Raw genomic sequence first — 24,978 nt, forward strand, 5'->3', positions numbered from 1 at the left:
GCGAAACCGCTTGCCCGCGAGAACCTTCGAGCCATTGTGAAAAATTGCGTATCGTTGGTGGCGTCCAGCGCCAACTCCTCGGAGGGAGCGGCACGGTGCGGTCCTGTGCGCCTTCGTCCACCGCCGGGCCCCCCGCCCGGGAACCAGCGCTGTCCCGGCGCATGTTCCCCGCGCTGCGCGAAAGCCATGAGGTGTATCTGGATTCGGCGTCCACCACGCAGAAACCGGAGTCGGTGATCGCGGCGATCACCGACTATCACAGTGCGCGCACCGCCAATGCCGGGCGCGGCGCGTACGCGTGGTCGACCAGTCTGGCGCGCGAGATCGAAGGCGTGCGCGAGCGGATGGCCGGTTTCATCGGCGCGCACACCGACGAGGTGGTGTTCACCGGCGGATCGACCGCGGGATTACACGCGATCGCACTGTCCTGGGGGCTGGCCAACCTGGGCGAGGGCGACGAAATCCTGTACAGCCCACGCGATCACGCCTCGAACGTGTATCCGTGGGTGCAGCTGCGCCAACTCCTGGCCGGGTTCGGGCGCACCATCACACTGGTGCCGTACCGGGTGAACGCACTGGGCGAAGCCGACGTCGAGGACATCGCCGCGAAGGTGAGCCCGCGCACCCGGATGATCACCGTCGGGCATCTGCATCACGTGTTCGGCTCGCTCAGCACGCTGGAGGAACTGCGCGGGCGCATCGATCCGTCCATCGCACTGTGTTTCGACTGTAGTCAGAGCGGCGGGCATCTGCCGGTACGGGTCGAGGATCTGGACGCGGATTTCGCGGTGTTCGCCGGGCACAAGATGTTCGGTGCTCCCGGAACCGGGGTGCTCTATTGCCGCCGACGCCGCCATGGTGAGCTGAGCCCGTTCCTGCCGGGCGGCAATTCCGGTGTCACCCTGGATGATTCGGGCCTGCACGCGGGACCGATGCCACAGCGCATGGAGGGCGGCACCCCCAATATTCCGGGCATCCTGGCGCTCGGCGCGGCCCTGGACGTGCTGGACAATATCGGCTTGGACACCATCCACACCCATAACCGGGCGCTCACCCAGCGACTGCTCGCGGGCCTGCGCCCCGTCCCGGGCCTGGAATTCCTGCCTGGCCCCGCCTATGCCCCCTGCGAAACCGGTTACGGCATAGTGTCTTTCACGCTCGCCGGGATCAGCGCCAATGACCTCGGCTTCGTCCTGGGTGAACTCGGTTTCCTGGTGCGCTCGGGCGCACACTGCGTGCCCGCGAACAACGCACCGGGAGAAGAGGTTTCGGTGCGGGTGAGCACCCACATCTACAACACCCTCGACGAGATCGACCGCTTCACCCACAGTGTCGCCACGATTGCCGAGGAGGTCTCCTCATGACGACCAATGGTCACGAACCACGCTACGACCGGCGCGCGGCCTCGCGCGTACTGGCCGTGCTGGCCCGCCCGGGCCTGTGCACGGGGGTCACCGCCCCGGCGGGCGGGCGCATCGAATACACCTGCGCGCCACTGCGTCCGGAGCCCGGATCACATCTGACGCTGTCGCAGCGGCTGTATCTGGAGCGCTTCATGCGTCCGTGCCGGGCCGATCAGGTCACCAGCGCCACCCATCGCATCGCCTGGACCGATAGCGACGGCATCCCCAATACCGGGCATTTCCACTCCGGCGGGCTGGGACCGATCGTGCCGATCGCCATGCGCGAGACGGTACTGACGCTGTGGCACGCACTCGGAGCGGATACCGCTCTCGCGCACCGCATCTCGGAACTGACCGAGCGCGAGCGCGATGTGCTCGAGGGCACCACCACCGATCACGAACCCCTGGACATCTTCCGGGTGGGCATCGAGGCGTGCGGGCGCGCACTGGCCCAGCACGCACTGCTGGCCCGCTGGACCCCGTACCGCACACCGGTCGAATTCGCGCTCGGCATGCGCGATTCGGGCATCTACAGCGCGGTCGCGACCCGCTGGTTCTGGGAACTCCAGGCCTCGAGCTATCGGCGCGGCATGATCGCGGTCACCCTGAGCACCCAACCCGACGGCACGGTGCGCTATTCGGCCGAATCGGTGGCGACCCTGCGCGCGATGAAGGATATGACCATCGAGGACGCGCACCGGGTCATGCGGCGCGCCACCCACACCGAGGGTTTGAGCGTCGGCGAGGCCATCACCAAGTACCACGATGAGCTGGATCTGATCTCGCGCCAGTACGCGCTGCTGCCGCCGGGCACCCGCCCCGCCTGCCTGGCGGCGATGCCGCATCAGCTCGACGGCGCGCACTACAGCCTGCTGCCGCTGGTGGTGGACCGGTTCACCGAGGTGTTCACCGCGCTGGCCGACCGGCTGACCATCGCCGAGGTCTCCGTCGAAACCGCCTCGGACAGCGCCGAACTCGCCGCCGAGGAGCAGATCTTCTACGTCCCCGATATGACCTGCAAACACTGTGTGCGCACCATTACCGGGGTGCTGGAGTCGATGGATATCGGCGTGCACGATATCGACCTGATCTCCAAGCGGGTGAGCGCCGAATTCCGCAGCCCGCGCAATCGCCAGCGCGCCTTCGACGCGCTGCGCGACAGCGGCTACAACCCCTCCACCGCTCGTCCCGCGACCGCGGAACCCGTACCCGCCACCGAAACCGCGGTATGACCGCTGCGACTCCGCCGCGGCTGCCGGCGATGATCGATCCGCTGGTGCGCGCCTTCCTGGCTGCCCCCGGCGCGGCCGAGGCCGTGCTGGACACGTATTCCTCCCCCGCGCATCTGGTGTTCCCGCAGGTGTTCGCCGAGAATCTGGGTCGGCTGCGCACGGTGCTCGAGCGCGGGATGCCCTATCGGATCTGTTATGCGCACAAGGTGAATCACTCCCGGGCGTTCGCGCGCACCGCCGAGCACGCCGGGATCGCGATCGATGTGGCCTCCCCGGCCGAACTCGCCGGTGCGCTGGGGGTGGGCTTCGAATCGTCACGTATCGAAGTGACCGGTCCCAAGGGCGAGGGGTTCCTGCGCGATCTCATCGGCACCGGGGCGACCGTCAACGCCGACAATGTCTGGGAGCTGACCCGGATCGCCGAACTCGCGGACCCCGGTGCGCGCGTGCCGGTGCTGGTGCGACTCTCGGGTTTCGCGGGCACCCCGGTGAGCCGATTCGGTGTCCCGCTGCGGCAGGCCGAGCAGGTGTTCGAAGTGCTGACTGCCCGGCGCGACCGGATCGCCTTCCGCGGCTTCGCCTTCCACATCGACTCCGGTGAGCCGGGCGAGCGCCTGCGCGCGGTGGAGGCGTGCCTGGAACTGACCGAACGCGCCTACGCGCACGGCCTGACCCCCACGGTCATCAATATCGGCGGCGGTTTCCGGCAGGTCTTCACCGATGACGCCGACGCCTTCGACGCCTATGTGCTGGCGCTGCGCGAATCCCTGCTCGGGCGCGGTGAGCCGATGGCGTGGGGCGGCAATACCTTCGGCTTCCACCTCGACGGCGGCGCGGTGCACGGCACACCGGTGTTCCACAAATACGCCAATACCGTGCCCGCCGATCGCATGCTCGCCGATCTGCTCGATGCCGGATTGGATGCGCACGGCGGGCGCTCCTTCGCGCAGCTGGCCGCGGAGAACCTGCTCGAGGTGTGGCTCGAACCGGGCAAGGCGCTGGTCGATCATGCGGGAATCACGCTGGCGCGCGTCGAGTTCGTCAAGGAGACGGCCGACGGCAGCGTCCTGGTCAATCTCGATATCAGCCGCGACACCGTCACACCCGCCGATCAGGAGGTGATGGTGGATCCGCTGCTGCTGCCGAGGAATCCGCACGCGAATTCCGGTGCGCTGGGGGTGTTCCTGGCCGGGCGGTTATGCCTGGAACGCGATCTGGTCACCAATCACAAGGTGTGGTTCGCCCAGCGCCCGCAACCCGGCGATGTGATCGCCTTCCCCAATACCGCTGCCTACCATATGGATTTATCGGCAGCGCGTGCGTCGATGCACACCCTGCCACCCAAACTCGCCGTGGTGCATCGGCCCGGGGAATGCGCCGGTCCGGGCGGTTTCGAGGTCTGCCGCGATGAGGAATACGATCCGGATTCGGTTGCGGCGCAGCGGCCGCCGAGCCCGCAATGGCACGGGGTGCGGTAATGCGCTACGACCACATCACCGAACTCATCGGCAATACCCCGCTGCTGCGCCTGGATCCGGCCGTGCACGGACTCGACAATGTCGAGCTGTACGCGAAATTGGAGTTCTACAATCCCTTCGGCTCGGTGAAGGACCGTGTCGCCTGGGGCATGATCCGCGATGACCTCGATGCGATCATCGCGGGCGGACAGAGTCTGATCGAAGCGTCGAGCGGCAATACCGCCAAGGCACTGCGCATTCTGGGCGCGATGCACGGAATCGGGTTGCGCGCGGTCACCAATCGCATCCGGGTGAACGAAGTCCGTGATCTGCTCCAGCTTTTCGGCACCGATATCGAGGAACTCCCGGGGCTGTCCGAATGCCCGGACCCGACCGCACCCAATGACGTGTACTCGGTCATCGAATCAACGATGGCGAAAACGCCAGGGGCCTGGCATCACCCGTCGCAGTACACGAGTGAGAAGAATATCGAGGCCCACTACGAGGGCACCGGCCGCGAAATCCACGAGGACCTGTCACGTGACGAGATCACCCGGGTCGACTATCTCATCGGCGGACTGGGCACCACCGGCTCCACCCGCGGCGCGGCAACGTTTCTGCGCAAACACAATCCGGAGTTGAAGGCCATCGCGGTGGTCTCCGAGCGCAGCGATTTCATCCCCGGCATCCGCTCGGAAACCGAGATGTGGGATGTGGGACTGTTCCAGCCCGACTTCTACGATCGCATTATCGCGGTGGAGGCCGGAACGGCAGTCGATGCAACGGTCGAGCTCGCCACCCGGCATGGGGTCCTGGCGGGCCCGACCAGCGGGGCCACCTATGCGGCGGCGCTGGAACATTTGCGCGCACTGCCACTTTCGAACGATCAACCGCAGACGGCGGTGTTCATCGTCTGCGATCGCATCGAGCCGTACCTGTCCTACATTCGCAAACGCCGTCCGGAACTCTTCGGCCGCAGCAGTCGCCCGGCCGCACCCGATGCCACCGAATTGGCTGCCACACCAACCCTTTCACCCGAGGCGCTGGAAACTCTCGATCGCGAGGCACGTCCCACGATCGTCGACACCCGGGGCGCGATGGCCTACCGCATCGCCCACGTACCGGGGGCCATCAATATTCGCGATGACCAACTCGACGACATGCTCGTGCAGGGCATTCCCTTCCCGCGCTCGCGCCCGGTGGTCTTCGTCTGCCCGGTCGGTGAACTCTCGCTGCGGTTCGCGGCGCTGGCGCGGCGCGCGGGATATGAAGCCTTCAGCCTCGCAGGCGGAATCGCGGCCTGGCGGGACAGCGGCAAACCCATGGAGTCCGCACCGCGCGCCCGGACCTGACCCGCGACCGGGTCGCGGCCGCGCCCGCAAGTGCCTGGTCAATTGATCATCACGACCGGACACACCCCGCCGATGCGCGAATCGGACACCCACCCTGGCACGATAAGCCTCGTGGAGTTGGCGTTCGGGCTCGTCGTGCTGGTGGCGGTAGCGGTCGCGTTGGCGGCGCTGGCCCGCCGCATGGGAATGGGTGAGCCGTTCGTACTCACCATCGCCGGGGTGGCGGCCTCATATCTGCCCTTCGTGCCCGAGTTCGATATCGAACCCGAACTGGTGCTGCTGGGATTGCTGCCGCCGCTGCTCTATACGACCGCGATCCGGACCTCGCTGGTGGACTTCCGGCCCAAGAAGGTCTCGATCACCATGCTCTCGGTCGGACTGGTGCTGTTCACCGCGTTCGCGGTGGGCGGGGTGGTGTATTGGCTGCTGCCGGTGCCGTTCTCGGCCGCGATCGCCATCGGCGCGGTGGTGGCCCCACCCGATGCGGTGGCGGCGACCGCGGTCGCGCGCCGCGTCGGTATGCCGCGGCGGCTGGTGACCCTGCTAGAAGGCGAGTCGCTGTTCAACGACGCGACCGCGCTGGTGACCCTGCGCACGGCGATCGCGGCGATGGCGGGCGCGATCACCATCTGGGAGGCGGGCGCGGACTTCCTGGGCGCGGCGGGCGGCGGCGCGCTGTTCGGTGTGCTCGCCGCACTGGTGCTCTCATTCCTGCGCCGGCGCATCAACGATCCGGTGCTGGACACCAGCGTCTCGCTGCTCGCGCCGTGGATCGCGTACCTGCCCGCGGAATCGCTGCACGCCTCCGGGGTGATCGCGGTGGTCACCTGCGGGCTGATCCTGGGTCACGGTGCGCCGCACTGGCAGTCCGCGGCCTCGCGGATCGCCGAGCACACCAATTGGAGCACCATCCAGTTCCTGCTGGAGAGTTCGGTCTTCCTGATCATCGGTTTGCAGGTGCGCCATATCGTCGAGGCGGCGTGGAACAGCGATCTACCGCATTCCACCCTGTTGATCTCGTGTGTCGCGGTGCTCGCGACGGTGATTGTGGCGCGGCCGATCTGGATGTTCCCCGCCACCTATTTCTCGTGGTCGGTGGAGGGTCGACGGCAGGGCAAGGACAAACCGGCCTGGACCGGACCCGCGGTGCTGTCCTGGGCGGGTATGCGCGGTGTGGTCACCCTGGCCGCCGCCCTGCTGCTCCCGGCCGACACGCCGGAGCGCGCCACGCTGATTCTGCTCGCGGTCGTGGTGGTGGCCGGAACATTGCTGCTGCAAGGGCTCTCACTACCGCTGCTGGTGCGCCTGCTGCGCCTGCGCGGACCCAGCCACGCCGAGGATCTGCTGCAGGAGGCGAACCTGCTACAGCAGGCCACCGCCGCCGGGCTCGAGGCCCTGGAAGCCAATATCGGTGAGGAGACCCCGCCCGATATCGTCGACCAACTGCGGTCGCTGGCCGTGGCCCGGTCCCAATCGGCGTGGGAATTGCTGGGGCGCTCGGAATCCCAGCGCATCACACCCAGCGGCGAATACCGGCGCCTGCGCCTGGCCATGCTCGCGGCCGAACGCGAAACCGTACTGCGCGTGCGCGATGCGGGTCTGGTCGAACACGAGATCCTACAGGCGGTGATGGCCACCCTGGACCTGGAGGAATCCACCATCGAACGGGTCGCCGAGGCCGATGACGACGGCCGCGAATTGCTCATGATCGCACCGGCTTCCGGCGGTTGCGAACATCTGCGCCAGGCCCCGCACACCAAGGTCCCCGACACCCCGGACGCCTGCGCCGAATGCCTGGACGAGGGTCTGGTGTGGGTGCACCTGCGCATGTGCCTGACGTGCGGGCATGTGGCCTGCTGTGATTCCTCGCAGGGCAATCACGCCACCAAGCATTTCAACAACACCGGGCATCCGGTCATGCGCAGCGTGGAGCCGGGCGAATCGTGGCGCTGGTGCTATATCGACGAGCTGCTCGGATAGCGAACGATTCGCAGGAGATCGCGCGGATCGTTGGGCCGCAACGCAATTCAGAACGAGTAGTCCGATACGGGCGTGTCGCTGCCCCCGAATGCCGACACTTCATGTATGCGCCGGATCGTGGCGCACGCAGTAGTTCACCCTTCGCAGGGGGAGAAATCATCATGATCCGATCTCGAAAACCAGTTCTGGCCGCGGGAGCGGTCGCCGCCTCGGCCCTGGCATTGGTGCTGGCCGCACCCGATGCGTCGGCGTATGTCACCAGCGTCTCGATCTCGTCCGGCTCACTGGGCAATGGTTACGGCACCAACTGCTCGTACACCGTCACCGTGAACGGCAGTCCGAACGAGTACATCTGGCTCTACGACAGCAGCTCCTCGACGTTCAGTCCGCAGCAGGTGAGCCTGGGCAGCGGCGGCACCGCGACCTCGAGCTGGACCCCCACCTCCACGGGTACGCATTACGTGCAGGCCTGGAGCTACAACGGTTCGCAGTGGGCCACCGTGCAGGTCGGCACCGGTATCAATCTGGGTAGCGCCTGCCTGGTCAGCTGACCGGTGGCGGGCGTCCGCGCCGCGTACCGGGGCACTCCGGCGCCGGGTGCGCACACGTGCCCGGCGCCGGGCACTACCCTGGACCCGGTGCAGACAGGCCAACCACCCTCCGACGCCGAACCTCGTATCTGGGGCGGAACCACCCTCACCGAACGCCGTGAGGCCCGGCGCGCCACGCTGCTGGACGCCGCCCTGGATCTGATCGGCGACTCCGGGGCGGGCGCGGTCACCATGCGCGCGGTATGCCGCACGGCCAATCTCACCGACCGGTATTTCTACGAAAGCTTCACCAGCCGAGACGAATTGCTCGATGTGCTGTACCGGCAGATCGCGGACGAGTTCCTGGAGCCGATGACCGCGTTCGCCGTCGGCGATGATCCCGATCGCGATCGCGCGCTGTCCGAGGTGCTGGTCGACAAGGTGCTCGAGGATCCGCGCAAATCGCGGCTGTTCCTGGTGGAGCCGTATTCCTCGACCGGGCTGGGGCAGACGACCATCGCGGTCATGCCCGCGTTCACCCGGCTGATCCAGGATCATCTGTTCGCCCATATCGAGGATCCGGTGCGGCGGCGACTGGCGGCGGTGACCATGGCCAGCGGTAACGCGGGCATGTTCTCGGCATGGTTGAACGGGACATTGCGCGCCTCGCGGGATCAGATCGTGGATCACCTGGTGCAGACGATCGCCGCGTATCGCTCCATGTATCGCTGAATCGTCCCGATTCTCAAGGCATTTCCGCACGTCATGGTCATGGTACGGGCATACCACTTATGTGGTACGTTTCTACCATCAACGATGATAAGGGGAGGCCATGGCCAAGATCGGACGATTCAAGAACGATGCCGCGCGCGAGGATTTTCTGCGCGCCTACGCCGAGGCGGAAGCACTGTGGCCGCTCCCCGCGACCACCATGGATATCGCGACCTCCCTGGGCAGCACGCATATTCGCCGCTCCGGCGCGGGTGAGGGCACCCCGATCGTGCTGCTGCACAACTTCGGCGGCAACGGGCTGATGTGGCGCTCGGTGGTCGAGACCTTCGCCCGCGACCGCGTCGTCTACGCCCTCGATACCGTCGGCACCGCCGGGCGCAGCGTCCAAACCGCGCCGCTGACAAAGGAATCGGACTTCGCGACGTGGCTGTACGAGGTGCTCGAAGCCCTGGATCTGCAGCGGGTGCACCTGGTCGGTTATTCGCATGGCGCGTGGCATGCGGCTGCGATCGCCCTGCACGATTCGAGCCGAATCGCCAGCATCACCCTCATCGAACCCGGTGGGGTGTTCACCAAACCGGCGTGGAAGATCCTGTTCCAGATGATTCGATTCGGCCTGGGCGGCAAGAGCGATGAGAACCTGCGCAGGATGATGGAATGGCTCTCCCCCGGGGTCACCCTCGATCCCCTGGAATCGGCGCTGGCCAAACCCGCGATCGAATATCGCATGAAGATCGGCTGGGCGCGCGTGCTCACCGATGCCGAACTGCGCGGTCTCACTGTCCCGTCGCTGACCATCTTCGGGCAGGATTCGCTGGTCGCCAATCTCGAGGCGACGTCCGCGCGTATCGCCGAACACCTCCCGAACGGGGAACTCGCGACCTATCCGAATACCGCGCACGGCATCCTGTTCCAGATTCCGGATCGGCTATCGGCGCGCACCATGGAATTCATCGCCCGGCACGATCGCGCGCCCGCGTCGCGGTAGCTCAGACGGCGCGGCCGAACAGCTGCGCGGCCATCGCCAGGGAGCTGTCGATCGTCGCGAAACCCCGGGGAAGCATGACGGTTTCGTAGGCGGCGACGGCCTCGCGCAGCGAACGGCGACCGGCGGCGACCGAAAACAGTTCGACGGCAAGGGTTTCCGCATCGCGCAGTGCGGTGTTCGCGCCCACACCGCCGGTCGGGGGCATGGTGTGGATGGCATCGCCGAGCAGGGTCACCGGCCCCGGCTCCCAGGGCGGCACCGGTTCGCCCGCGCGCAGGGCGATCGGGAAGAACGATTCCGGGTCGGCGTGCGCGAACAGCGCGCGCAGGCCCGGATGCCAGTTCGCGGTGGCGGAATTGGTGAGTTTCCAGAGTTCGGGCGGAGCCAGGCGCTGGAGTTCGGCGTGCGGTACGCCGAGGTGTTCGGGGGTGGCGAGCAGGGTGATCATCAGGTAGTCGACGGCATCCGAGGGGAGGTTGCGGAAGCGCAGGGGTGCGAAGCCCGCGCCGCAGCCGATGCCGTCCGATACCCAGGTGAAGCCGTGTGCGAGTGCGGGCGGTAGCAGGGCTCGGGTGGTGTCGGTGAGGGTCATCCGGCCGTAGAGGCAGCGCACGCCGAGGTCCCGGACGATGGCGTGCGGCAGCAGTGTGCGCCGCACGGCCGAGCCGACGCCGTCCGCGCCGATCAGCAGATCCGCTTCGGCGACAGCGCCTTCGGCGAATCGCACGCGCACCCCGCCGGTGTCGGTGAGCTCGTAGCCGGTGAGGGTGTGCCCGAAGTGGACGATGCCGTCGAGGCCGGTCAACAGTGCGCGCCGGAAGGTGTTCCGGTCGACATTGGTGATCAGCTCCTCGGTGATTCCCGGAAACTGTTGCCGCAGTGTGCAATCGAGTTGCTCGGTGTACATCCCGAGTACGGCGTCATTGCTGCCGCTGCTGGCGCGGACCTGGTCGAACACCGCCGGCGGCAGGCAGGTGCGCAGTGCGGTGTTGCCGTCGGCGTCGATATGGATACGGAAGCCCTGATTGCGGATGCGGGGTGTGGGGTCCTGTTCGTAGACGGCCACTTCCAGGCCGCGGTGCCGCAGCGCCTGGGCCAGGGCGAGGCCGCCGATGCCCGCGCCCGCGATGAGAATTTTCGGTGTTCTCGACATGTGCGTGTCCTTGATCGGCCGGGTTCGGATCGCCCGGCGAGGTGACTCCAGCGTCCGATCCGAGCCCCGATTCTGTCAAGTGTTTGTTTGATTAATGCATATCTTCGTTTGATCCAGCCAGGTGAATGTATGATCCGAGGCGTGCCCGAGCCCAAGCCCCGCAGGTCACCCAAGCCGCAGGATCGTCAACGCGATCCCGAACGCACCCGCGCGCTGATCCTGGACGCGGCCGCCGCCGAGTTCGGCGCGCACGGATACGCCGGTGCCCGCATCGCCGCCATCTCGGCTCGCGCCGGGATGAACGTGCAGCTCATTTCGTACTATTTCGACGGCAAAGAAGGCCTCTACCAGGCGGTTTCAGAGCGGTGGCAGCAACGCCAGCAGGAATTGGTTCCGCCCGGCACTCCCCTGCCCGAGCAATTGCGCACGTACGCCCTCGAAGCCCTGCACAACCCCGAGGGTGCGCGGTTGCTGGCGTGGACCGGTCTGCAATACACCGCCCCCGCCGACGATCCCGATCATGAACCGCGCGCCCGCATGCTCACCGAGAGTGTCGAGGAGTTGCGGGTCATGCAGCAGGCGGGCCAGTTGCCCGCCGATCTGGATCCGGCGTATCTGCTGGTGATGCTGATGGGCGCGGCGATGGCCCCGACCACGCTGCCGCACATTATCGAGGGCGTATGCGGGCAGGATCCGCGCTCACCGGAGTTCCTGACCCGCTTCGCGGACCAGCTCGCGCTGCTCACCCGCCATCTCGGCGCACCGGGCACCTCGTAACACCGGGCCGCGCGGAACTCGTTGCCCAGCTGCGGAATTACGCCGGACCCGTTGCTTCAGCACTATCTTAAGATATATCTTCAGCGGGTGGATCCGAGACGTTTGGCCGACTTCGCCGGTATCGGACCCGGCAGTGGCCGGTTCTTCGGGACCGGCGAATTGCGTTTGGCGCTGCTGGCTTTGATCGCCGAACAGCCGGGTCACGGGTACGAGTTGATGTCCCGGCTGGAGAAGCGCTGCGGTGGCGCGTACCGGCCCAGTGCGGGCGCGGTGTATCCGACCCTGCAGCAACTCGACGACGAGGGTTTGGCCACGCTCGAGATCGACAGCGGCCGTAAGGTTTTCCATATCAGCCCGGCGGGGCGGACCGAGGTCGATCAGCATCGCGAGGCCATCGCCCGGATCTGGGCGCGCGCGGATGAGCGCGGCGAATGGGGTCTGTTCGGTGATCCCGATGCCGCCGAGATCATCAAACCCGTACTGCGCCTGTTCAAGGCGGCGGTATCGGTGGTGGTGCACGCGCACGGTGATCCCGCCGTGGTCGATCAGGTGCGCGCGATCCTCACCGACACCACGCGCGAACTACAGCATCTCAAGACCGACGTGAAACGTCGGCAGCATCGCCGGCGGCGCGGCCGGCACACCGAGTGACCCTTTCGAATCGAAGGTATTGCCATGGCGCACAGTGACAATCAGGCGCAAACACGCAGTGACGAACAAGCGTCGCCGATCGGCGACGATCCACGACCGCCGACTCCGCGCCGATCGCGCGACCTGGGCGATCGACTGCTGGACCGGTTCTTCGGCACCGGCCACATCCTGGAGACCGAACGCATCGCCGCCCGCATGATCCGGGTGCGGATCAGCGCACCGGCACTGCGGAACTCCCGATGCCTGCCCGGACAGCATGTGCGGGTCGCCATCGGCGATGCCGAGGGCGGGCTGCTGGCGCGGGTCGGCGATCTGCGCACGTACACGGTGTGGCAGTTCGACTCCGCGCGGGGCGAATTCGATCTGTGCGTGATGGACCACGGTGACGGGCCGGGCTCGCGCTGGGGTCGCGCCGCCGAACCGGGTGCGCAGGTGCTGTTCCGGGGTCCGGAGGGTTCGTTCATTCTCCATGACAGCGCGCCCTATCACCTGTTCGCGGGCGAGGAGACGGCCTCGGTCGCGTTCGGGGCGATGCTCGCCGCGGTCCCGGACCATATTCCGGTCTACGGCGCGGTCGAGACGGCCACGCCGCAGGATCGGCTGCCGCTGCCGCGCACCGCCGCGCTGGCCGCACCGCTGCGCGGGGAGGCCTCGGCCGCGCGCTCGCAGGTGCTGCTCGAGGCGGTGCGCGAGCTCGAATTGCCCGCCACCCCCGGTGTGGCCTATCTCGCCGGTGAGGCTCGCACCATTCAGATGATCAGCAAACATCTTGTGCACGAACGGAATTGGCCGCGTCGCGCGATTCGCACCAAACCGTTCTGGACGCCGGGCAAACGCGGCATGGACTGAGCTGCCCGTCCGGTTTGCTCGGCGCATACACGCCACTGCGATCCATGTCACAAACCTCTTGTATCCGCTGCTGTCCGCCTCGCACGCCGGGGCGGACACGGTTTGCTCGTGTTTGCTGCGCCCGCCCACGGGTAGACGCAGTGCGGGCGCATTCCGTGATCGTTCCGGGGATGTGTGCCGAATTCGCGACGAGAGAGGGCTGGTATGACGAGCCGCGATGCGCAATCCGCACAGCAGACCCGGTCGGTGGCTGCCGCGGCCATGGGCAATGCCACCGAATGGTTCGACTACGGCGTGTACGCCGCGGCCGCCACCTACATCACCGCCGCGTTCTTCCCCGGACACCTGGGATCGCTGGGCACCATGCTCGGTTTCGCGGTGTCGTTCCTGCTGCGCCCGCTCGGGGGCATGGTGTGGGGTCCGCTCGGGGACCGGATCGGACGCAAAGCGGTGCTCGCGACCACGATTCTGCTGATGGCGGGCGCGACGGGAGCGATAGGACTGCTGCCCAGCCATGCCACCGCCGGGGTGCTGGCCCCGATCCTGCTGATCACGCTGCGCGTGGTGCAGGGCTTCTCCACCGGCGGCGAATATGGCGGTGCGGCAACCTATCTCGCCGAAACCTGTAGTGATCGCAAGCGCGGGTTCCTGGGCAGTTTCCTGGAGTTCGGCACCCTCGGTGGTTTCGTGGGCGGTTCGGCGGTGGTGCTGGCGTGCCAGCTGCTGCTGGGTTCGGACGCCATGTACGAATGGGGCTGGCGCATTCCGTTCCTGCTGGCGGTGCCGCTGGGTTTGATCGGCTGGTATCTGCGTTCGCGCCTGGACGAGTCGCCGGTGTTCACCGAGATGCAGGATCAGGAACAGCCCACCGGCGGGTTGCGCGTACTGCTCACCGAGTATCGGCGTGAGCTGCTGACCCTGGCCGGTCTGGTGGTGGCGCTCAATATCGTCAATTACACGCTGCTGACCTATCAGCCCACGTATTTGCAGCACACGCTCGGCGTCGCCGAATCGACCACGACCGCGATGATGCTGATCGGCCAGTTGGTGATGATGCTGGCGTTGCCGTTCTTCGGCCGCCTGTCCGATCGGGTGGGCCGTCGCCCCATGTGGCGTTTCTCGCTACTGGCCCTGGCCGCGCTGGCGGTGCCCATGTACTGGCTGATGTCGCGTGGAATCGTCTGGGCGGTAGTGGCTTTCATCGTGCTGGGGCTGCTGTATCTGCCGCAGCTGTCCACCATCACCGCCACCTTCCCCGCGATCTTCCCCACCCATGTGCGCTACGCGGGTTTCGCGCTGGGCTACAACGTCTCGACCGCCCTGTTCGGCGGTACCGCACCGCTGGTGAACGAGGCGGTCATCGAATCCACCGGCTGGAGCTATTTCCCGGCCTTCTACATGGTCGGCGCGTGCGCTATCGGCATGGTGGCCTGGATGTTCCTGCGCGAAACCGTCGGTGCGTCCTTGCGCGGCACCGAGGTTCCCATTACCGACGAGCTCCCGGTGCTGGCGAAGTAGCTACACCAGTTCGACCTCGTCGAATCGGACGGTCAGGGAGTGGCGGCGCTCGCGCAGCACGCCACCTTCCCGTCAGAATTCTGTAAACCCCACGCCGACACAGTAATCCATGATCGCGGTCGGGGTCAGAGGCCGCCGATGCCTTTGCCGAGCACCACCGCGCCCATCACCAGCAGAACGATCGCCATGACCGCGTGATTGTTGTCCTGCAACCACTTTCGGGCGCTGTCGAGTCCGGGGCGGACGCGGTCGGCGGCGATCGCGTAGCCGAGCACCACCGCCGCCACGCTCGCCGAAGCCAGCACGGTGAACACGATCAGCGCGGTGATCTTGCCACCGGCGCTGATCGGGCTGGATCCGATCGCCACGCCCGCCGAGACGCACAGCAGCAGGTTCTTCGGATTCACCGCCGAGAGCAGTACGCCGAGTCCGGCGGCCCGGACCGCGGTGAGCCGATCGAGGGCGTTCATCCAGTCCGGCGGGGTGGTGTCGGTGCGCTCATGCCATTGGTTGGCGGCCAGTACCAGGAGGCCGAGCCCGAGCACGACCTTGATCCACGATCCGGTCGTCGAGGGCTCCCGGCCGTCGGTGATGCCCACCGAACCGGCGATCACACAGATGAGAGCGGTCGCCGCCACGACACCGAGCACCCAGCCCGCGAGAAAGCCGTTGCCCGCGCCGGAGGCGTTTCTGGACAGGATCATGAGGATGGCGGCCACGATCGGTATCGGCGATACCGCCACGCCGATACCGAGTGGCAACAGGTCTCCGATTACAGTGCCCACTCCTCAAAGCTATTTGCTGGCAATCGTATTTCGGGCAACGACACGGACAAGATGTGCCGACGAGATATCACCCGTGTCGTGTGAACCGCCGGGTGCGCGAGTGCGGGAGCATCGACGGGGAAGCAGACCGCCGATCGAAGGAGCCCGTATGGCGCTGGATTTCACCGACCGCACCGATTTCGACAATGCCGAGCGGGGTTTCATCGCCACGCTCGATCCGGTGACGATCCGATCGGCCGATGGGCGGGTGGTATTCGACCTGGCCGAGTACGGTTTCCTCGATGGCGAATGCCCCGAAACGATCAATCCGAGCCTGTTCCGGCAGAGTCAACTCTGCCGCACCAACGGCCTGTTCCAGGTGGTCGAGGGCATCTATCAGATTCGCGGTTTCGATATCTCGAATATGACTCTGGTCGAAGGTGATACCGGGGTCATCGTCATCGATCCGCTGATTTCCGCCGAATGCGCCGCAGCCGGGCTCGCGCTCTATCGAGAGCATCGTGGCAATCGACCGGTTACCGGAGTGATCTATACGCATTCGCACGGTGACCATTTCGGCGGTGTCATGGGTGTGCTGCCCGATGGCGCGGGCGATATCCCGATTCTGGCCCCGGCCGGATTCATGGCCGAGGCCGTCGCCGAGAACGTGTACGCCGGCACCGCGATGGGGCGGCGCGGCAACTACATGTACGGGGTGACCCTGCCGGTCGGACCGCAGGGGCAGGTCGGCACCGGTCTGGGTTTGCAGGCCTCGCAGGGCACCCTCGGACTGATTCCGCCGACGCTGGACATCACCCACACCGGTCAGCGCGAAACGATCGACGGTGTGCCGATCGTCTTCCAGATCACCCCGGGCACCGAGGCTCCGGCGGAGATGAACTTCCATTTCCCCAACCATCGCGCGCTGTGCGTGGCCGAGAACGCCACGCACAACCTGCACAATCTGCTCACCCTGCGCGGTGCGCTGGTGCGGGATCCGCGCATGTGGTCGCGCTATCTCGATGAGGCGATCGAACTGTTCGCCGCCGACTCCGATGTCGCGTTCGCCTCGCACCATTGGCCGACCTGGGGTGAGCAGAACCTGGTGCGGTTCCTGTCCGAACAGCGCGATCTCTACATCTACCTGCACGATCAAACCCTGCGCATGATGAACCAGGGCTTGACCGGTATCGAGATCGCCGAGGACTTCGTCCTGCCGCCGGGACTCGAAAACGCTTGGCACGCACGGGGTTACTACGGTTCGGTGAGCCATAACGTCAAGGCCGTCTACCAGCGGTACCTGGGGTGGTTCGACGGGCACCCCAGCTCGCTGTGGCAGCATCCCCCGACCGCGCTGGCCGAACGCTATGTCGCGGTGATCGGCGGTGTGGACGCGACGGTCGAACAGGGCCGCAAGTACGCCGCCGACGGTGATCTGCGCTTCGCCGCCGAACTGCTCAAACACGCTGTATTCGCGGCCCCGGACAACAAGTCCGCGCGCGAGGCGCTGGCCGAGGTGTACACCCGGCTCGGGTACGGCGCGGAGAACGCGACATGGCGCGGGTTCTATCTGACCGGTGCGAAGGAATTGCGCGAGGGCATCACCCCGCCCGCGCTGGATCTCGGTGGCGGTATGGCCGCGGCGCTGAGTGTCGAGCAGCTGTTCGACACCGTCGCGATTCGCATCAACGGCCCGCGCGCGGCCGCCGAATCGCTCGTAATCGATTGGCATTTCACGGATCTGAACAGCACACTGCGCACGGCGCTGTCCAATGGCGCGCTCATCCGCACCCCCGATCCGCGGTCGGCGGCGCAGGTGGATCTGACCGTATCGCTGACCAAACTCCAACTGCTCGGATTGCTCGCGGGCGGCGGGCTCGACGGCCTGACCGTGGACGGTGATCCGTCCGTGCTGCAACGCCTGCTGGGTTTGCTCGATGAGCAGGATCCCGCGTTCGCGATCGTCACCCCCTGATCGCCACCTCCTGATCGCGCCCGCCCCGGCCGCTGCCGACCGGGGCGGGCGCGGCGAAAATCGGCTCCGGACGGCATCTTTCGCCGTCCGGAGCCGCTGTATGCGGGGGCTGCTCGGGCCGCGATATCGGGTCCGGCCGGTGCGGGCCGGTGCGGGCGAGTCGCACAGTTGCGCTCGTCACATGAGTTGCCCGGACCCCGCGCCGGGGTGTTTACTCGCTGACGCAAGGTGCCGTCGTTAGCTGAGGCTCCTCTGCGGATATAGGCCGGCGACCCCGAACGTCGAGAGACGCCCCGGGTCAGGACAGGTCTCCCCGGATTAAGGGGTGATCCCGACCGGCTCCCACACCCGTTGTGGGTTACGCCGTGGAGTGCTGAAGGTCTTACGAGGAGTGGTTACCGTTTCCGGCCGTCCCGTGCCGGATCCACTCCCTGGTGGCGCGTTCGCGCGGTGGGTGTGGAGGTGATCGTCGTGCCCGACGGATCGGACAGAGTTCCGTTAGCCAATCGTTCACCAGGCGACACTTCATTTCTCCGCTGCGGGCTGGTTTCCTGCCTGTAGCGTGCCTTGACGAGTGCGCCGACCTCTTAGTTGGAGGGCGTCATGACCACGTGGGAAATGTTGCTGCGGCTCGGCGCGGGCGTCGGGCTCGGCGCGGTGATCGGGTTCGAGCGCCAGTACCGGGCACGTATGGCCGGACTGCGCACGAACGCGCTCGTCGCGGCCGGGGCGACACTGTTCGTGCTGTTGTCCGCACACGGGTTCAGCGGTAAGGACGCCGACCCGACTCGTGTTGCGGCACAAATTGTTTCGGGTATCGGCTTCTTGGGCGCGGGGGTGATCCTGCGCGACGGGTTCAATATCCGCGGGCTCAATACCGCCGCCACGCTGTGGTGCGCGGCCGCGGTCGGCGCACTGGCCGGTGCCGGGATGTACAGCACCGCCGCGGCGGGCACGGTCGCGGTGGTGGTGGTCAATACCGCGCTGCGCACCGCTGCGCGCGCGGTGGATCGCCCGGCCGAGGGCGTGGTGGAGGCGCTGTACGCGTTCACCGCCCGCACCGATGACGATCACGAGGCTGCTGTGCGTTCGCTGCTGGTGCAGTCGCTGGCCCGCACCGATTTCCGGCTGGTGTCGATCTCGAGCCACAATGTCGAGCCCAATCGGGTCGAGGTGCGTGCCGAGCTGACCGGGGATCGCCGCGATGATCGGCAGATGGAGTCCGCGGTGAGCCGGTTGAGCCTGGAGCCGTCGGTGACCAGCGTGGGCTGGCGCACGGTGCCCCAGACCGAGGTGGAGGCGTGAGCACCACCTACCCCAGTCGGGGTGTGCTGGATCGTCCGCGCTCGCGGTGGGCCGATATCGCGGTGTTCGCGGGCGCGGCGATCCTGATCTGGCTGGCGGTGCGGGTGTCGGCGGGCATGGATGTGCCGTTCGACGATGCCAGCGCACCGTCGAGCATTTCCACCGATCCGGCCGAGCTGCCGTACTACGCGGCGCGGTCGCTGCTGCGGATGTTCCTGGCGCTGGGTTTGTCGATCGCGTTCACCTTCGTATTCGCCACCGCGGCCGCACGTTTGCCGCGCGCGGAGAAGGTGCTGCTGCCGCTGCTCGATATCTTGCAGTCGGTGCCGATCCTGGGTTTCCTGTCGGTGACGGTGACCGGGTTCATCGCGCTGTTCCCGGGATCGTCGCTGGGGTTGGAGGCGGCCTCGATCTTCGCGATCTTCACCTCCCAGGCCTGGAATATGGCGTTCGCGTTCCACCACAGCCTGATCTCGCAGCCGCGCGAACTCGATGAGGCCGCCCGGAATCTGAGATTGTCACGCTGGCAACGGTTTTGGCGTCTGGATGTGCCCAGCGGCATGTTCCCGCTGGTGTGGAACGCGATGATGAGTTTCGGTGGCGGCTGGTTCTTCCTGACCGCGGCCGAGGCGATCAGCGTCAACAACCGCTCGTACGCGCTGCCCGGGATCGGGTCCTATGTGGCCTCGGCGACCGCCGAAAGCGATACGCCCAAAATCCTTTTGGCGATCGTGACGATGGTGATCATGGTGATCGGCCTCAATGTGCTGTTCTGGCGTCCGATCACGGTGTGGGCCGAACGTTTCCGCAATGAGGAGTCCGAGGCCGCGGACGCACCGCGCAGCCTGGTGCTCGATGTGCTGCGCCGCTCGCATATTCCGGAACTGCTGGGCCGGGTGTTCGGTCCGCTGGTGTATCCGATGGACCGGGTGATGCGGGTGTTCGGACTGGCCGAGCATCAACTGTATGTGCCCGAAAAGCGCCGCCGCGCAAACGATGTGCTGTTCACCGTCGTGGTCGCCGCCGCCCTGGCGGTGGGCTGCTACTACATGCTGCGCTATATCGACAGCACGGTCGGTTTCGGTGAGGTCGCGCACGCGGCGTACCTGGGCGCGATCACCCTGGGCCGGGTCATCGTGCTGCTGATCTTCGCGACCGCGATCTGGGTGCCGATCGGGGTGTGGATCGGGTTGAACCCCAAGGTGTCCCGGATCGCGCAGCCGATCGTGCAGGTGCTGGCGAGTTTCCCGGCGAACTTCCTGTTCCCGCTGGTGACCGCGGTACTGGTGGCCACGGGGGCGAGCCTGCAATGGGCCGGCATCCTGCTCATGGCCCTGGGCGCGCAGTGGTACATCCTGTTCAATGTGATCGCGGGCGCGGCCGCGGTCCCCAATGACCTGCGCGAGGCGTCGGCGAGTCTGCGGCTGCCGCGAAAACTGTGGTGGCGCAAGCTGATTCTGCCCGCCATCTTTCCCAGCTATGTCACCGGCGCGATCACCGCGGCGGGCGGGGCATGGAATGCCTCGATCGTGGCCGAGATCGTCCCGTACGGCGACACCACGCTGGTGGCCACAGGTTTGGGCGCATACATCGCCGAGGCCACCCGCGACGGTGACAGCCCTCGCATTCTGGTGGGCGTGCTGGTGATGAGCGCCTACGTGGTCGGGATCAACCGCCTGTTCTGGCGTCGCCTCTACGCCCTGGCCCAGCGCCGCTATTCACTCTGAACGAAAGGAACTCTCATGACGAACGCGACCACCGGAGAGGTCCTGATCGACATCGACGATGTCGGCATGTCCTTCACCGGCGCGGCCGGTGAGCGCCTCAATGTGCTCGAACACGTGAATATGCAGGTGCGCGACGGGGAGATCGTGGCGCTACTGGGCCGCTCGGGCTCGGGCAAATCGACGCTGCTGCGCACGGTGGCGGGTCTGCTGGCACCCACCAGCGGGCAGGTCCGCTATCGGGGTAAGCCGTTGACGGGCGCGAATCCCGGTGCGGCCCTGGTGTTCCAGTCATTCGCGCTGATGCCGTGGCTGACCGTGCAGGACAATGTGGAACTCGGTCTGGCCGCGCGCGGTATCGCCCCCGAACGCCGCCGCCAACTCGCTCTGGAGGCCATCGACCGGATCGGCCTCGATGGTTTCGAATCCGCCTATCCGAAAGAGCTGTCCGGAGGTATGCGCCAGCGCGTGGGTTTCGCGCGCGCCCTGGTGCTCGAGCCGGATCTGCTGCTCATGGATGAGCCGTTCTCGGCGCTGGATGTGCTGACCGCGGAGAATCTGCGCACCGAACTGGTGAACCTGTGGGCCACGGACGATTTCCCCACCCGCGCGGTGTGCATCGTCACCCACAATATCGAGGAGGCGGTGCAGCTGGCCGATCGCGTGGTGGTGCTGGGCGCCAACCCCGGTCACATCATCGCCGAGGTCACCGTGGAACTGCCGCGCCCGCGCAATCGCCGCGCGCCCGGTTTCATCGCCCTGGTCGATCAGATCTACGGTCTGCTCACCGGCCGCGATACCGAAATCGCTTCCGTCGCAACCGATAACGGCACCCCCTTCGTCACTCCCCTGCCCGACGCCTCGGTCGGCGGTATCGCGGGTCTGCTGGAATTGGTGTACGCCCAGGACGGCCGCGCGGACCTGCCGGTCATCGCCGACGACCTCAATTTCGAACTCGACGATCTGCTACCCCTGGTCGATGCCGCCGCGCTACTGGGTTTCCTGATCGCCGATTCCGGCGATGTCATCCTGACCAATGTCGGCGCGAACTTCACCACCGCCGACATCCACACCAGCAAACACGTATTCGCCACCCAGGCCCGCCGCCGCGCCCCCCTGGTCCGCACCATCTGCAGCGCCCTGATCGGCAGTTCCGACGGCACCGCCCGCGCCGACTTCTTCACCGACCTGCTGCGCCGCGGCTTCTCCGACGAGGACGCCCGCCGCCAACTCGAACTCGCCATCGACTGGGGCCGCTACGGCGAGTTGTACGACTACGACACCGATTCGGGCCGCATCACCGCCGACCCCACCGGGTTGTCCGCGACCTCCTGAGCGGTTCGCCCACCCCGAAACAGCAGTTCGCCCCCGCCGAAGAAATCGGCGGGGGCGAAGCGCTGGTGCGAAAACCTCAGTGTGCGACGACGACCGGGGTTTCGGCCAGTTCCGGGTTCTTCGGTTTGGTGCGGGGTAGGAAGAACGCCGGGATGAGGGTGACCGCGAGCAGGACCAGGGCGACCACGAAGGTGTGGGCGAAGGCGGTGGCCGCTTCGTCGAAACCGGTGGACAGCGCGCCCGGGGGCAAATTGTCGGCGATCGCCGGGTTGGAGCGCGAGCCGATGGCGGCCCCGGCCAGCGGGCGGTTGTTGAGCAGGTTCGTCAGGACCACCGAAATGGTTGCGGTGCCGATGGATCCGGCGGTCTGGTTGACGATGTTCATCAGGGTCGAGCCGCGCGCCACCTGAGCGTGGGTCAGGGTTTGGATGGCGGCGGTCATGGTCGGCATCATGGTGCAGCCCATACCCAGGCCCATCACGAACAGCGCGCCGCACAGTGCCACGTAGGAGGTGTCGGCGGTGACCTGGGTCAGGAAGGCCATGCCCAGCACCATGATCGAGATACCGGTGAGCACGATCTTGCCGGGACCGATCTTGTCGACCAGGCGGCCGGCGACCGGCATGGTGAGCATGGCGCCCAGGCCCTGCGGGGCGATGAGCAGACCGGCCATCAGGGTCGATTCACCGCGCACCTGCTGCAGATAGCTGGGCAGCAGCAGACCCGACCCGAAGAACGCCATGGCGAACAGGGTCATGGTGAGCACCGCGTAGCGCAGCGAGGGGTTCTTGAACAGGCGCAGATCGATGAGCGGATGTTCGGTGTGCAGCGCCCGATATACGAACGCCACCAACAGGATCGCGCCGATGATCGCCGGGATCAGCACCTTGGCCGAGGCGACGGTGCCCTCCCCGGGAATCGAGGAGACACCGAACAGGAACAGCGCCAAACCCGGTGAGGCCAGCAGCATTCCGATGAAGTCGAACGATTCCGAGGGTTCGGGCCGGTCCGCGGGGAACACGATGAACGCCAGCGCCAGCGCGATGATGCCGATGGGCAGGTTGATCAGGAAGATCCAGTGCCAGGAGAAGCTGTCGATGAGCCAGCCGCCCAGGATCGGGCCCATGATGGGGCCCAGCAGCATCGGCACGCCGAGCACGGCCATGACGCGGCCGATGCGCTGCGGTCCGGCCGCGTGGGTCATGATCGTCATGCCCAGTGGCATGAGCATGCCGCCGCCCAGGCCCTGGATGACGCGGAAGGCGATGAGCGACTCGATATTCCAGGCCGTGCTGCACAGGATCGAGCCGAGCACGAAGAAGATCAGTGCCGCCATGTAGAGGCGTTTGGTGCCGAATCGGTCCGCGGCCCAGCCGGTCAGCGGGATGACGGTGGCCAGCGCCAGGGTGTAGCCGGTCATGGTCCACGCCGCGATGGCGTAGGTGGTGTCGAAGGTCGTCTGGAAGGTAGGGATGGCGACGGTCACGACTGTCACGTCGAGGATCGACATGATGGCGCCGAGCACGACGACACCGGCGATCTTGAGGACGCCGGCGTCCAGTTTATCGTCGGCCGTATTCGTGGCCGGTATATCCGGAGGGGTGGTCACCGCTTAAGCCTGCCAGCTCGGGGGCCGGGGAACCAGCATTTTTTCACCTCGACGCGCAAGGGCATTTTCTCGGCACCTTTCACGAGTGCGGATGCGGCCAGCGTGAACTCGGGCCGCGCGGCGGCATCGGAAATAATACCGAGGGGTAGCAAAAATGCAGTTATCAATTTGGTCGCGAAATCCGACCGCGCGGTCCAACTATTGCCGAACAACGCAACTACCCTGGCAATTCACCGCGAATGCGAGGAGTTGCCCGAGATGTCCGACCCGGTGCTGGGACTGACCGGTACGCTGACCACGCCGATCCGGGGCGCACACCAACTCGGAGAGGTTCTGGTCGCCATCCGAGGGGGAACCGAGCTGTACATCGCGCGCGCCGACCAAGCACTCGACACCGGCACACCCGTGCTGATCATCGCGGTGCATCCGGGCCGGATCGTGGATGTGGTGCCGTGGATCCCGCTGCCCGGCGACCATCGTGGGGAAATCTGAGACATCAGAAGTCTGAGACATCAAGGGAGGCAACAGTGCTCGGATATCATGTGCCCGATCCGGATGAGGCCATGCTGGTCAGCGGCGGGGGCACCAAGGACAATGCGCCGTTCCGCGTGGTCATCGGCCACGGCGCCTGGGTGATGCCGTTCTTCCGCAAGGTCAGCTATCTGTCGCTGGCCATGTACGAGGCCGAGATCCAGGAACGCTGTGTCACCAAACAGGCCATCCAGCTCGATGTGCGCGCGGTCATCGCGTTCAAGGTCGCCAATGACACCGCCTCGATAGTCAATGCCGCACAACGGTTCCTGTCCGAACAGGAGCGTGAGATGTCGGTGCTGACCGGTCGCATCTTCTCCGGGCATCTGCGCTCGATCGTGGGCTCGATGACGGTCGAGGAGATCATTCGCGAGCGCCAGAAACTGGCCGATGAGGTTTTAGTCGCCTCCAAGGTCGAGATGAGCAATATCGGACTGTGGGTGGATTCGCTGCAGATCCAGTCCATCGATGACGGCAACCTCGGCTACATCACCGCCCTGGCCGCCCCGCACAATGCCGCCATCCAGCGCGACGCCCAGATCGCCCAGGCCAGCGCCGCCCAGCTCGCCGCGCAGGCCGAACAGGAATCCCAGCGCCGCCAGGCCGAATATCAGCGCGAGACCGCGCTGCTGCGCGCGCAGTACCAGCGCGATATCGACAAGGCCAATGCCGAAGCGGCACAGGCGGGTCCGCTCGCCCAGGCCACCGCGCTGCAGGAGGTGCTCACCGCGCAGGCCATCCAGGCCCGCAAACAGGCCGAGTTGCGCGAACAGCAGCTGCAGACCGAGGTGGTCAAACCCGCACTGGCCGAGGCCGAACGGGTGCGCATCCTGGCCGTGGCCGAGGCCGATCGCACCCGCATCCAGGCCGAGGCCGCGGCGTCCAATAACCGCATCGCGCTGGATCAGCTTCTGATCGAACAGCTTCCGGAGATCGTGAAGCAGGCCGCCGCGGGGCTGTCCAATGCCAATCTCACGGTGCTCAACGGTCCCGAGGGTGTGAGCGAGATCGTCAATGGCATGGTGGGACAGGGATTGACGGTGTTCAATTCGTTGCAAAAGGCACTTTCTTCCAACAATGATCGTGCCGCGGACTAGAGTTACCGCAGAGGGA

General features: G+C 66.4%; 21 protein-coding genes and 1 riboswitch. Of the genes, 18 read left to right on the forward strand and 3 right to left on the reverse strand.

Annotated features, from left to right (window positions below):
* Positions 1-44: 44 nt before the first annotated feature.
* The 8 genes from ACFVUS_RS05315 to ACFVUS_RS05350 all read left to right on the forward strand — a co-directional run bounded on the left by ACFVUS_RS05315 (position 45) and on the right by ACFVUS_RS05350 (position 9,674).
* A complete protein-coding gene (locus ACFVUS_RS05315; RefSeq protein WP_387761914.1) occupies positions 45-1,364 on the forward strand; it encodes an aminotransferase class V-fold PLP-dependent enzyme in 1,320 nt (439 codons plus the stop codon).
* Positions 1,361-2,635, forward strand: coding sequence for a heavy-metal-associated domain-containing protein (locus tag ACFVUS_RS05320; RefSeq protein WP_387761915.1), 1,275 nt, complete (start codon positions 1,361-1,363; stop codon positions 2,633-2,635). The genes ACFVUS_RS05315 and ACFVUS_RS05320 overlap by 4 nt, the downstream gene beginning before the upstream one ends.
* Positions 2,632-4,113 carry a decarboxylase gene (locus ACFVUS_RS05325; protein WP_387761916.1) on the forward strand — a complete coding sequence of 494 codons (1,482 nt, stop codon included), beginning with the start codon at positions 2,632-2,634 and terminating at the stop codon, positions 4,111-4,113. The genes ACFVUS_RS05320 and ACFVUS_RS05325 overlap by 4 nt, the downstream gene beginning before the upstream one ends.
* Positions 4,113-5,444, forward strand: a complete 1,332-nt coding sequence (locus ACFVUS_RS05330; protein ID WP_387761917.1) for a pyridoxal-phosphate dependent enzyme — start codon at positions 4,113-4,115, stop codon at positions 5,442-5,444. Before ACFVUS_RS05325 ends, ACFVUS_RS05330 begins: the two co-directional genes overlap by 1 nt.
* A 111-nt stretch (positions 5,445-5,555) precedes the next feature.
* Positions 5,556-7,424, forward strand: coding sequence for a Na+/H+ antiporter (locus tag ACFVUS_RS05335; RefSeq protein WP_387761918.1), 1,869 nt, complete (start codon positions 5,556-5,558; stop codon positions 7,422-7,424).
* A 161-nt stretch (positions 7,425-7,585) separates the two neighbouring features.
* Positions 7,586-7,975, forward strand: a complete 390-nt coding sequence (locus ACFVUS_RS05340; protein ID WP_387761919.1) for a hypothetical protein — start codon at positions 7,586-7,588, stop codon at positions 7,973-7,975.
* An 87-nt stretch (positions 7,976-8,062) separates the two neighbouring features.
* Positions 8,063-8,686 carry a TetR/AcrR family transcriptional regulator gene (locus ACFVUS_RS05345; RefSeq protein ID WP_387761920.1) on the forward strand — a complete coding sequence of 208 codons (624 nt, stop codon included), beginning with the start codon at positions 8,063-8,065 and terminating at the stop codon, positions 8,684-8,686.
* A 100-nt stretch (positions 8,687-8,786) separates the two neighbouring features.
* The gene (locus ACFVUS_RS05350; protein WP_387761921.1) at positions 8,787-9,674 is read left to right on the forward strand and encodes an alpha/beta fold hydrolase; all 888 of its coding nucleotides are present in this window, start codon (positions 8,787-8,789) and stop codon (positions 9,672-9,674) included.
* Position 9,675: 1 nt separating this feature from the next.
* On the opposite strand, the gene ACFVUS_RS05355 is transcribed toward ACFVUS_RS05350, so the two are convergent.
* A complete protein-coding gene (locus ACFVUS_RS05355) occupies positions 9,676-10,827 on the reverse strand; it encodes an FAD-dependent oxidoreductase (protein WP_387761922.1) in 1,152 nt (383 codons plus the stop codon).
* Positions 10,828-10,968: 141 nt separating this feature from the next.
* On the opposite strand from ACFVUS_RS05355, the gene ACFVUS_RS05360 reads away from it, so the two are divergent.
* The 4 genes from ACFVUS_RS05360 (at position 10,969) to ACFVUS_RS05375 (ending at position 14,622) form a co-directional block, all read left to right on the forward strand.
* Entirely contained in the window at positions 10,969-11,604 is a 636-nt protein-coding gene (locus ACFVUS_RS05360) for a TetR/AcrR family transcriptional regulator (RefSeq protein WP_387761923.1), read from the forward strand.
* 87 nt (positions 11,605-11,691) lie between these two features.
* Positions 11,692-12,255, forward strand: a complete 564-nt coding sequence (locus ACFVUS_RS05365; protein WP_387761924.1) for a PadR family transcriptional regulator — start codon at positions 11,692-11,694, stop codon at positions 12,253-12,255.
* Positions 12,256-12,279: 24 nt separating this feature from the next.
* Entirely contained in the window at positions 12,280-13,104 is an 825-nt protein-coding gene (locus ACFVUS_RS05370) for a siderophore-interacting protein (protein ID WP_387761925.1), read from the forward strand.
* 204 nt (positions 13,105-13,308) lie between these two features.
* Complete coding sequence (locus tag ACFVUS_RS05375) at positions 13,309-14,622, forward strand: MFS transporter (RefSeq protein WP_387761926.1); 1,314 nt, start codon at positions 13,309-13,311, stop codon at positions 14,620-14,622.
* Between the two features lie 125 nt (positions 14,623-14,747).
* On the opposite strand, the gene ACFVUS_RS05380 is transcribed toward ACFVUS_RS05375, so the two are convergent.
* A complete protein-coding gene (locus ACFVUS_RS05380) occupies positions 14,748-15,407 on the reverse strand; it encodes a GAP family protein (protein WP_387761927.1) in 660 nt (219 codons plus the stop codon).
* A 148-nt stretch (positions 15,408-15,555) separates the two neighbouring features.
* Between ACFVUS_RS05380 and ACFVUS_RS05385 the strand changes: the two genes are divergently transcribed.
* From ACFVUS_RS05385 to ACFVUS_RS05400, 4 genes are all read left to right on the forward strand, one after another.
* The gene (locus ACFVUS_RS05385; RefSeq protein WP_387761928.1) at positions 15,556-17,361 is read left to right on the forward strand and encodes an alkyl/aryl-sulfatase; all 1,806 of its coding nucleotides are present in this window, start codon (positions 15,556-15,558) and stop codon (positions 17,359-17,361) included.
* A 226-nt stretch (positions 17,362-17,587) separates the two neighbouring features.
* Positions 17,588-17,761, forward strand: a riboswitch (M-box (ykoK) riboswitch).
* A gap of 203 nt (positions 17,762-17,964) precedes the next feature.
* Complete coding sequence (locus ACFVUS_RS05390) at positions 17,965-18,666, forward strand: MgtC/SapB family protein (RefSeq protein WP_387761929.1); 702 nt, start codon at positions 17,965-17,967, stop codon at positions 18,664-18,666.
* The gene (locus ACFVUS_RS05395) at positions 18,663-20,393 is read left to right on the forward strand and encodes an ABC transporter permease (RefSeq protein WP_387761931.1); all 1,731 of its coding nucleotides are present in this window, start codon (positions 18,663-18,665) and stop codon (positions 20,391-20,393) included. The genes ACFVUS_RS05390 and ACFVUS_RS05395 overlap by 4 nt, the downstream gene beginning before the upstream one ends.
* Positions 20,394-20,408: 15 nt before the next feature.
* Positions 20,409-21,725, forward strand: coding sequence for a nitrate/sulfonate/bicarbonate ABC transporter ATP-binding protein (locus ACFVUS_RS05400; protein WP_387761932.1), 1,317 nt, complete (start codon positions 20,409-20,411; stop codon positions 21,723-21,725).
* Between the two features lie 76 nt (positions 21,726-21,801).
* Here the strand turns inward: ACFVUS_RS05400 and ACFVUS_RS05405 are convergent, their stop codons facing one another.
* The gene (locus tag ACFVUS_RS05405; RefSeq protein WP_387761934.1) at positions 21,802-23,334 is read right to left on the reverse strand and encodes a DHA2 family efflux MFS transporter permease subunit; all 1,533 of its coding nucleotides are present in this window, start codon (positions 23,332-23,334) and stop codon (positions 21,802-21,804) included.
* A 258-nt stretch (positions 23,335-23,592) separates the two neighbouring features.
* Here ACFVUS_RS05405 and ACFVUS_RS05410 point away from each other — a divergent pair, with 258 nt between their 5' ends.
* Entirely contained in the window at positions 23,593-23,826 is a 234-nt protein-coding gene (locus tag ACFVUS_RS05410) for a hypothetical protein (RefSeq protein ID WP_387761935.1), read from the forward strand.
* Between the two features lie 35 nt (positions 23,827-23,861).
* The gene (locus ACFVUS_RS05415) at positions 23,862-24,962 is read left to right on the forward strand and encodes an SPFH domain-containing protein (RefSeq protein WP_364634857.1); all 1,101 of its coding nucleotides are present in this window, start codon (positions 23,862-23,864) and stop codon (positions 24,960-24,962) included.
* The last annotated feature ends 16 nt before the right edge of the window (positions 24,963-24,978 follow it).

Source organism: Nocardia sp. NPDC058058 (assembly GCF_042885355.1).
GTDB lineage: Bacteria > Actinomycetota > Actinomycetes > Mycobacteriales > Mycobacteriaceae > Nocardia.

What these genes read in the sequence shown, in the direction of transcription:
- ACFVUS_RS05320 (WP_387761915.1), top strand. Translation starts at nt 1,361, where the DNA reads ATGACGACCAATGGTCACGAACCACGCTACGACCGGCGCGCGGCCTCG.
- ACFVUS_RS05325 (WP_387761916.1), top strand. Translation starts at nt 2,632, where the DNA reads ATGACCGCTGCGACTCCGCCGCGGCTGCCGGCGATGATCGATCCGCTG.
- ACFVUS_RS05330 (WP_387761917.1), top strand. Translation starts at nt 4,113, where the DNA reads ATGCGCTACGACCACATCACCGAACTCATCGGCAATACCCCGCTGCTG.
- ACFVUS_RS05340 (WP_387761919.1), top strand. Translation starts at nt 7,586, where the DNA reads ATGATCCGATCTCGAAAACCAGTTCTGGCCGCGGGAGCGGTCGCCGCC.
- ACFVUS_RS05350 (WP_387761921.1), top strand. Translation starts at nt 8,787, where the DNA reads ATGGCCAAGATCGGACGATTCAAGAACGATGCCGCGCGCGAGGATTTT.
- ACFVUS_RS05355 (WP_387761922.1), bottom strand. Translation starts at nt 10,827, where the DNA reads ATGTCGAGAACACCGAAAATTCTCATCGCGGGCGCGGGCATCGGCGGC.
- ACFVUS_RS05370 (WP_387761925.1), top strand. Translation starts at nt 12,280, where the DNA reads ATGGCGCACAGTGACAATCAGGCGCAAACACGCAGTGACGAACAAGCG.
- ACFVUS_RS05375 (WP_387761926.1), top strand. Translation starts at nt 13,309, where the DNA reads ATGACGAGCCGCGATGCGCAATCCGCACAGCAGACCCGGTCGGTGGCT.
- ACFVUS_RS05385 (WP_387761928.1), top strand. Translation starts at nt 15,556, where the DNA reads ATGGCGCTGGATTTCACCGACCGCACCGATTTCGACAATGCCGAGCGG.
- ACFVUS_RS05390 (WP_387761929.1), top strand. Translation starts at nt 17,965, where the DNA reads ATGACCACGTGGGAAATGTTGCTGCGGCTCGGCGCGGGCGTCGGGCTC.
- ACFVUS_RS05400 (WP_387761932.1), top strand. Translation starts at nt 20,409, where the DNA reads ATGACGAACGCGACCACCGGAGAGGTCCTGATCGACATCGACGATGTC.
- ACFVUS_RS05410 (WP_387761935.1), top strand. Translation starts at nt 23,593, where the DNA reads ATGTCCGACCCGGTGCTGGGACTGACCGGTACGCTGACCACGCCGATC.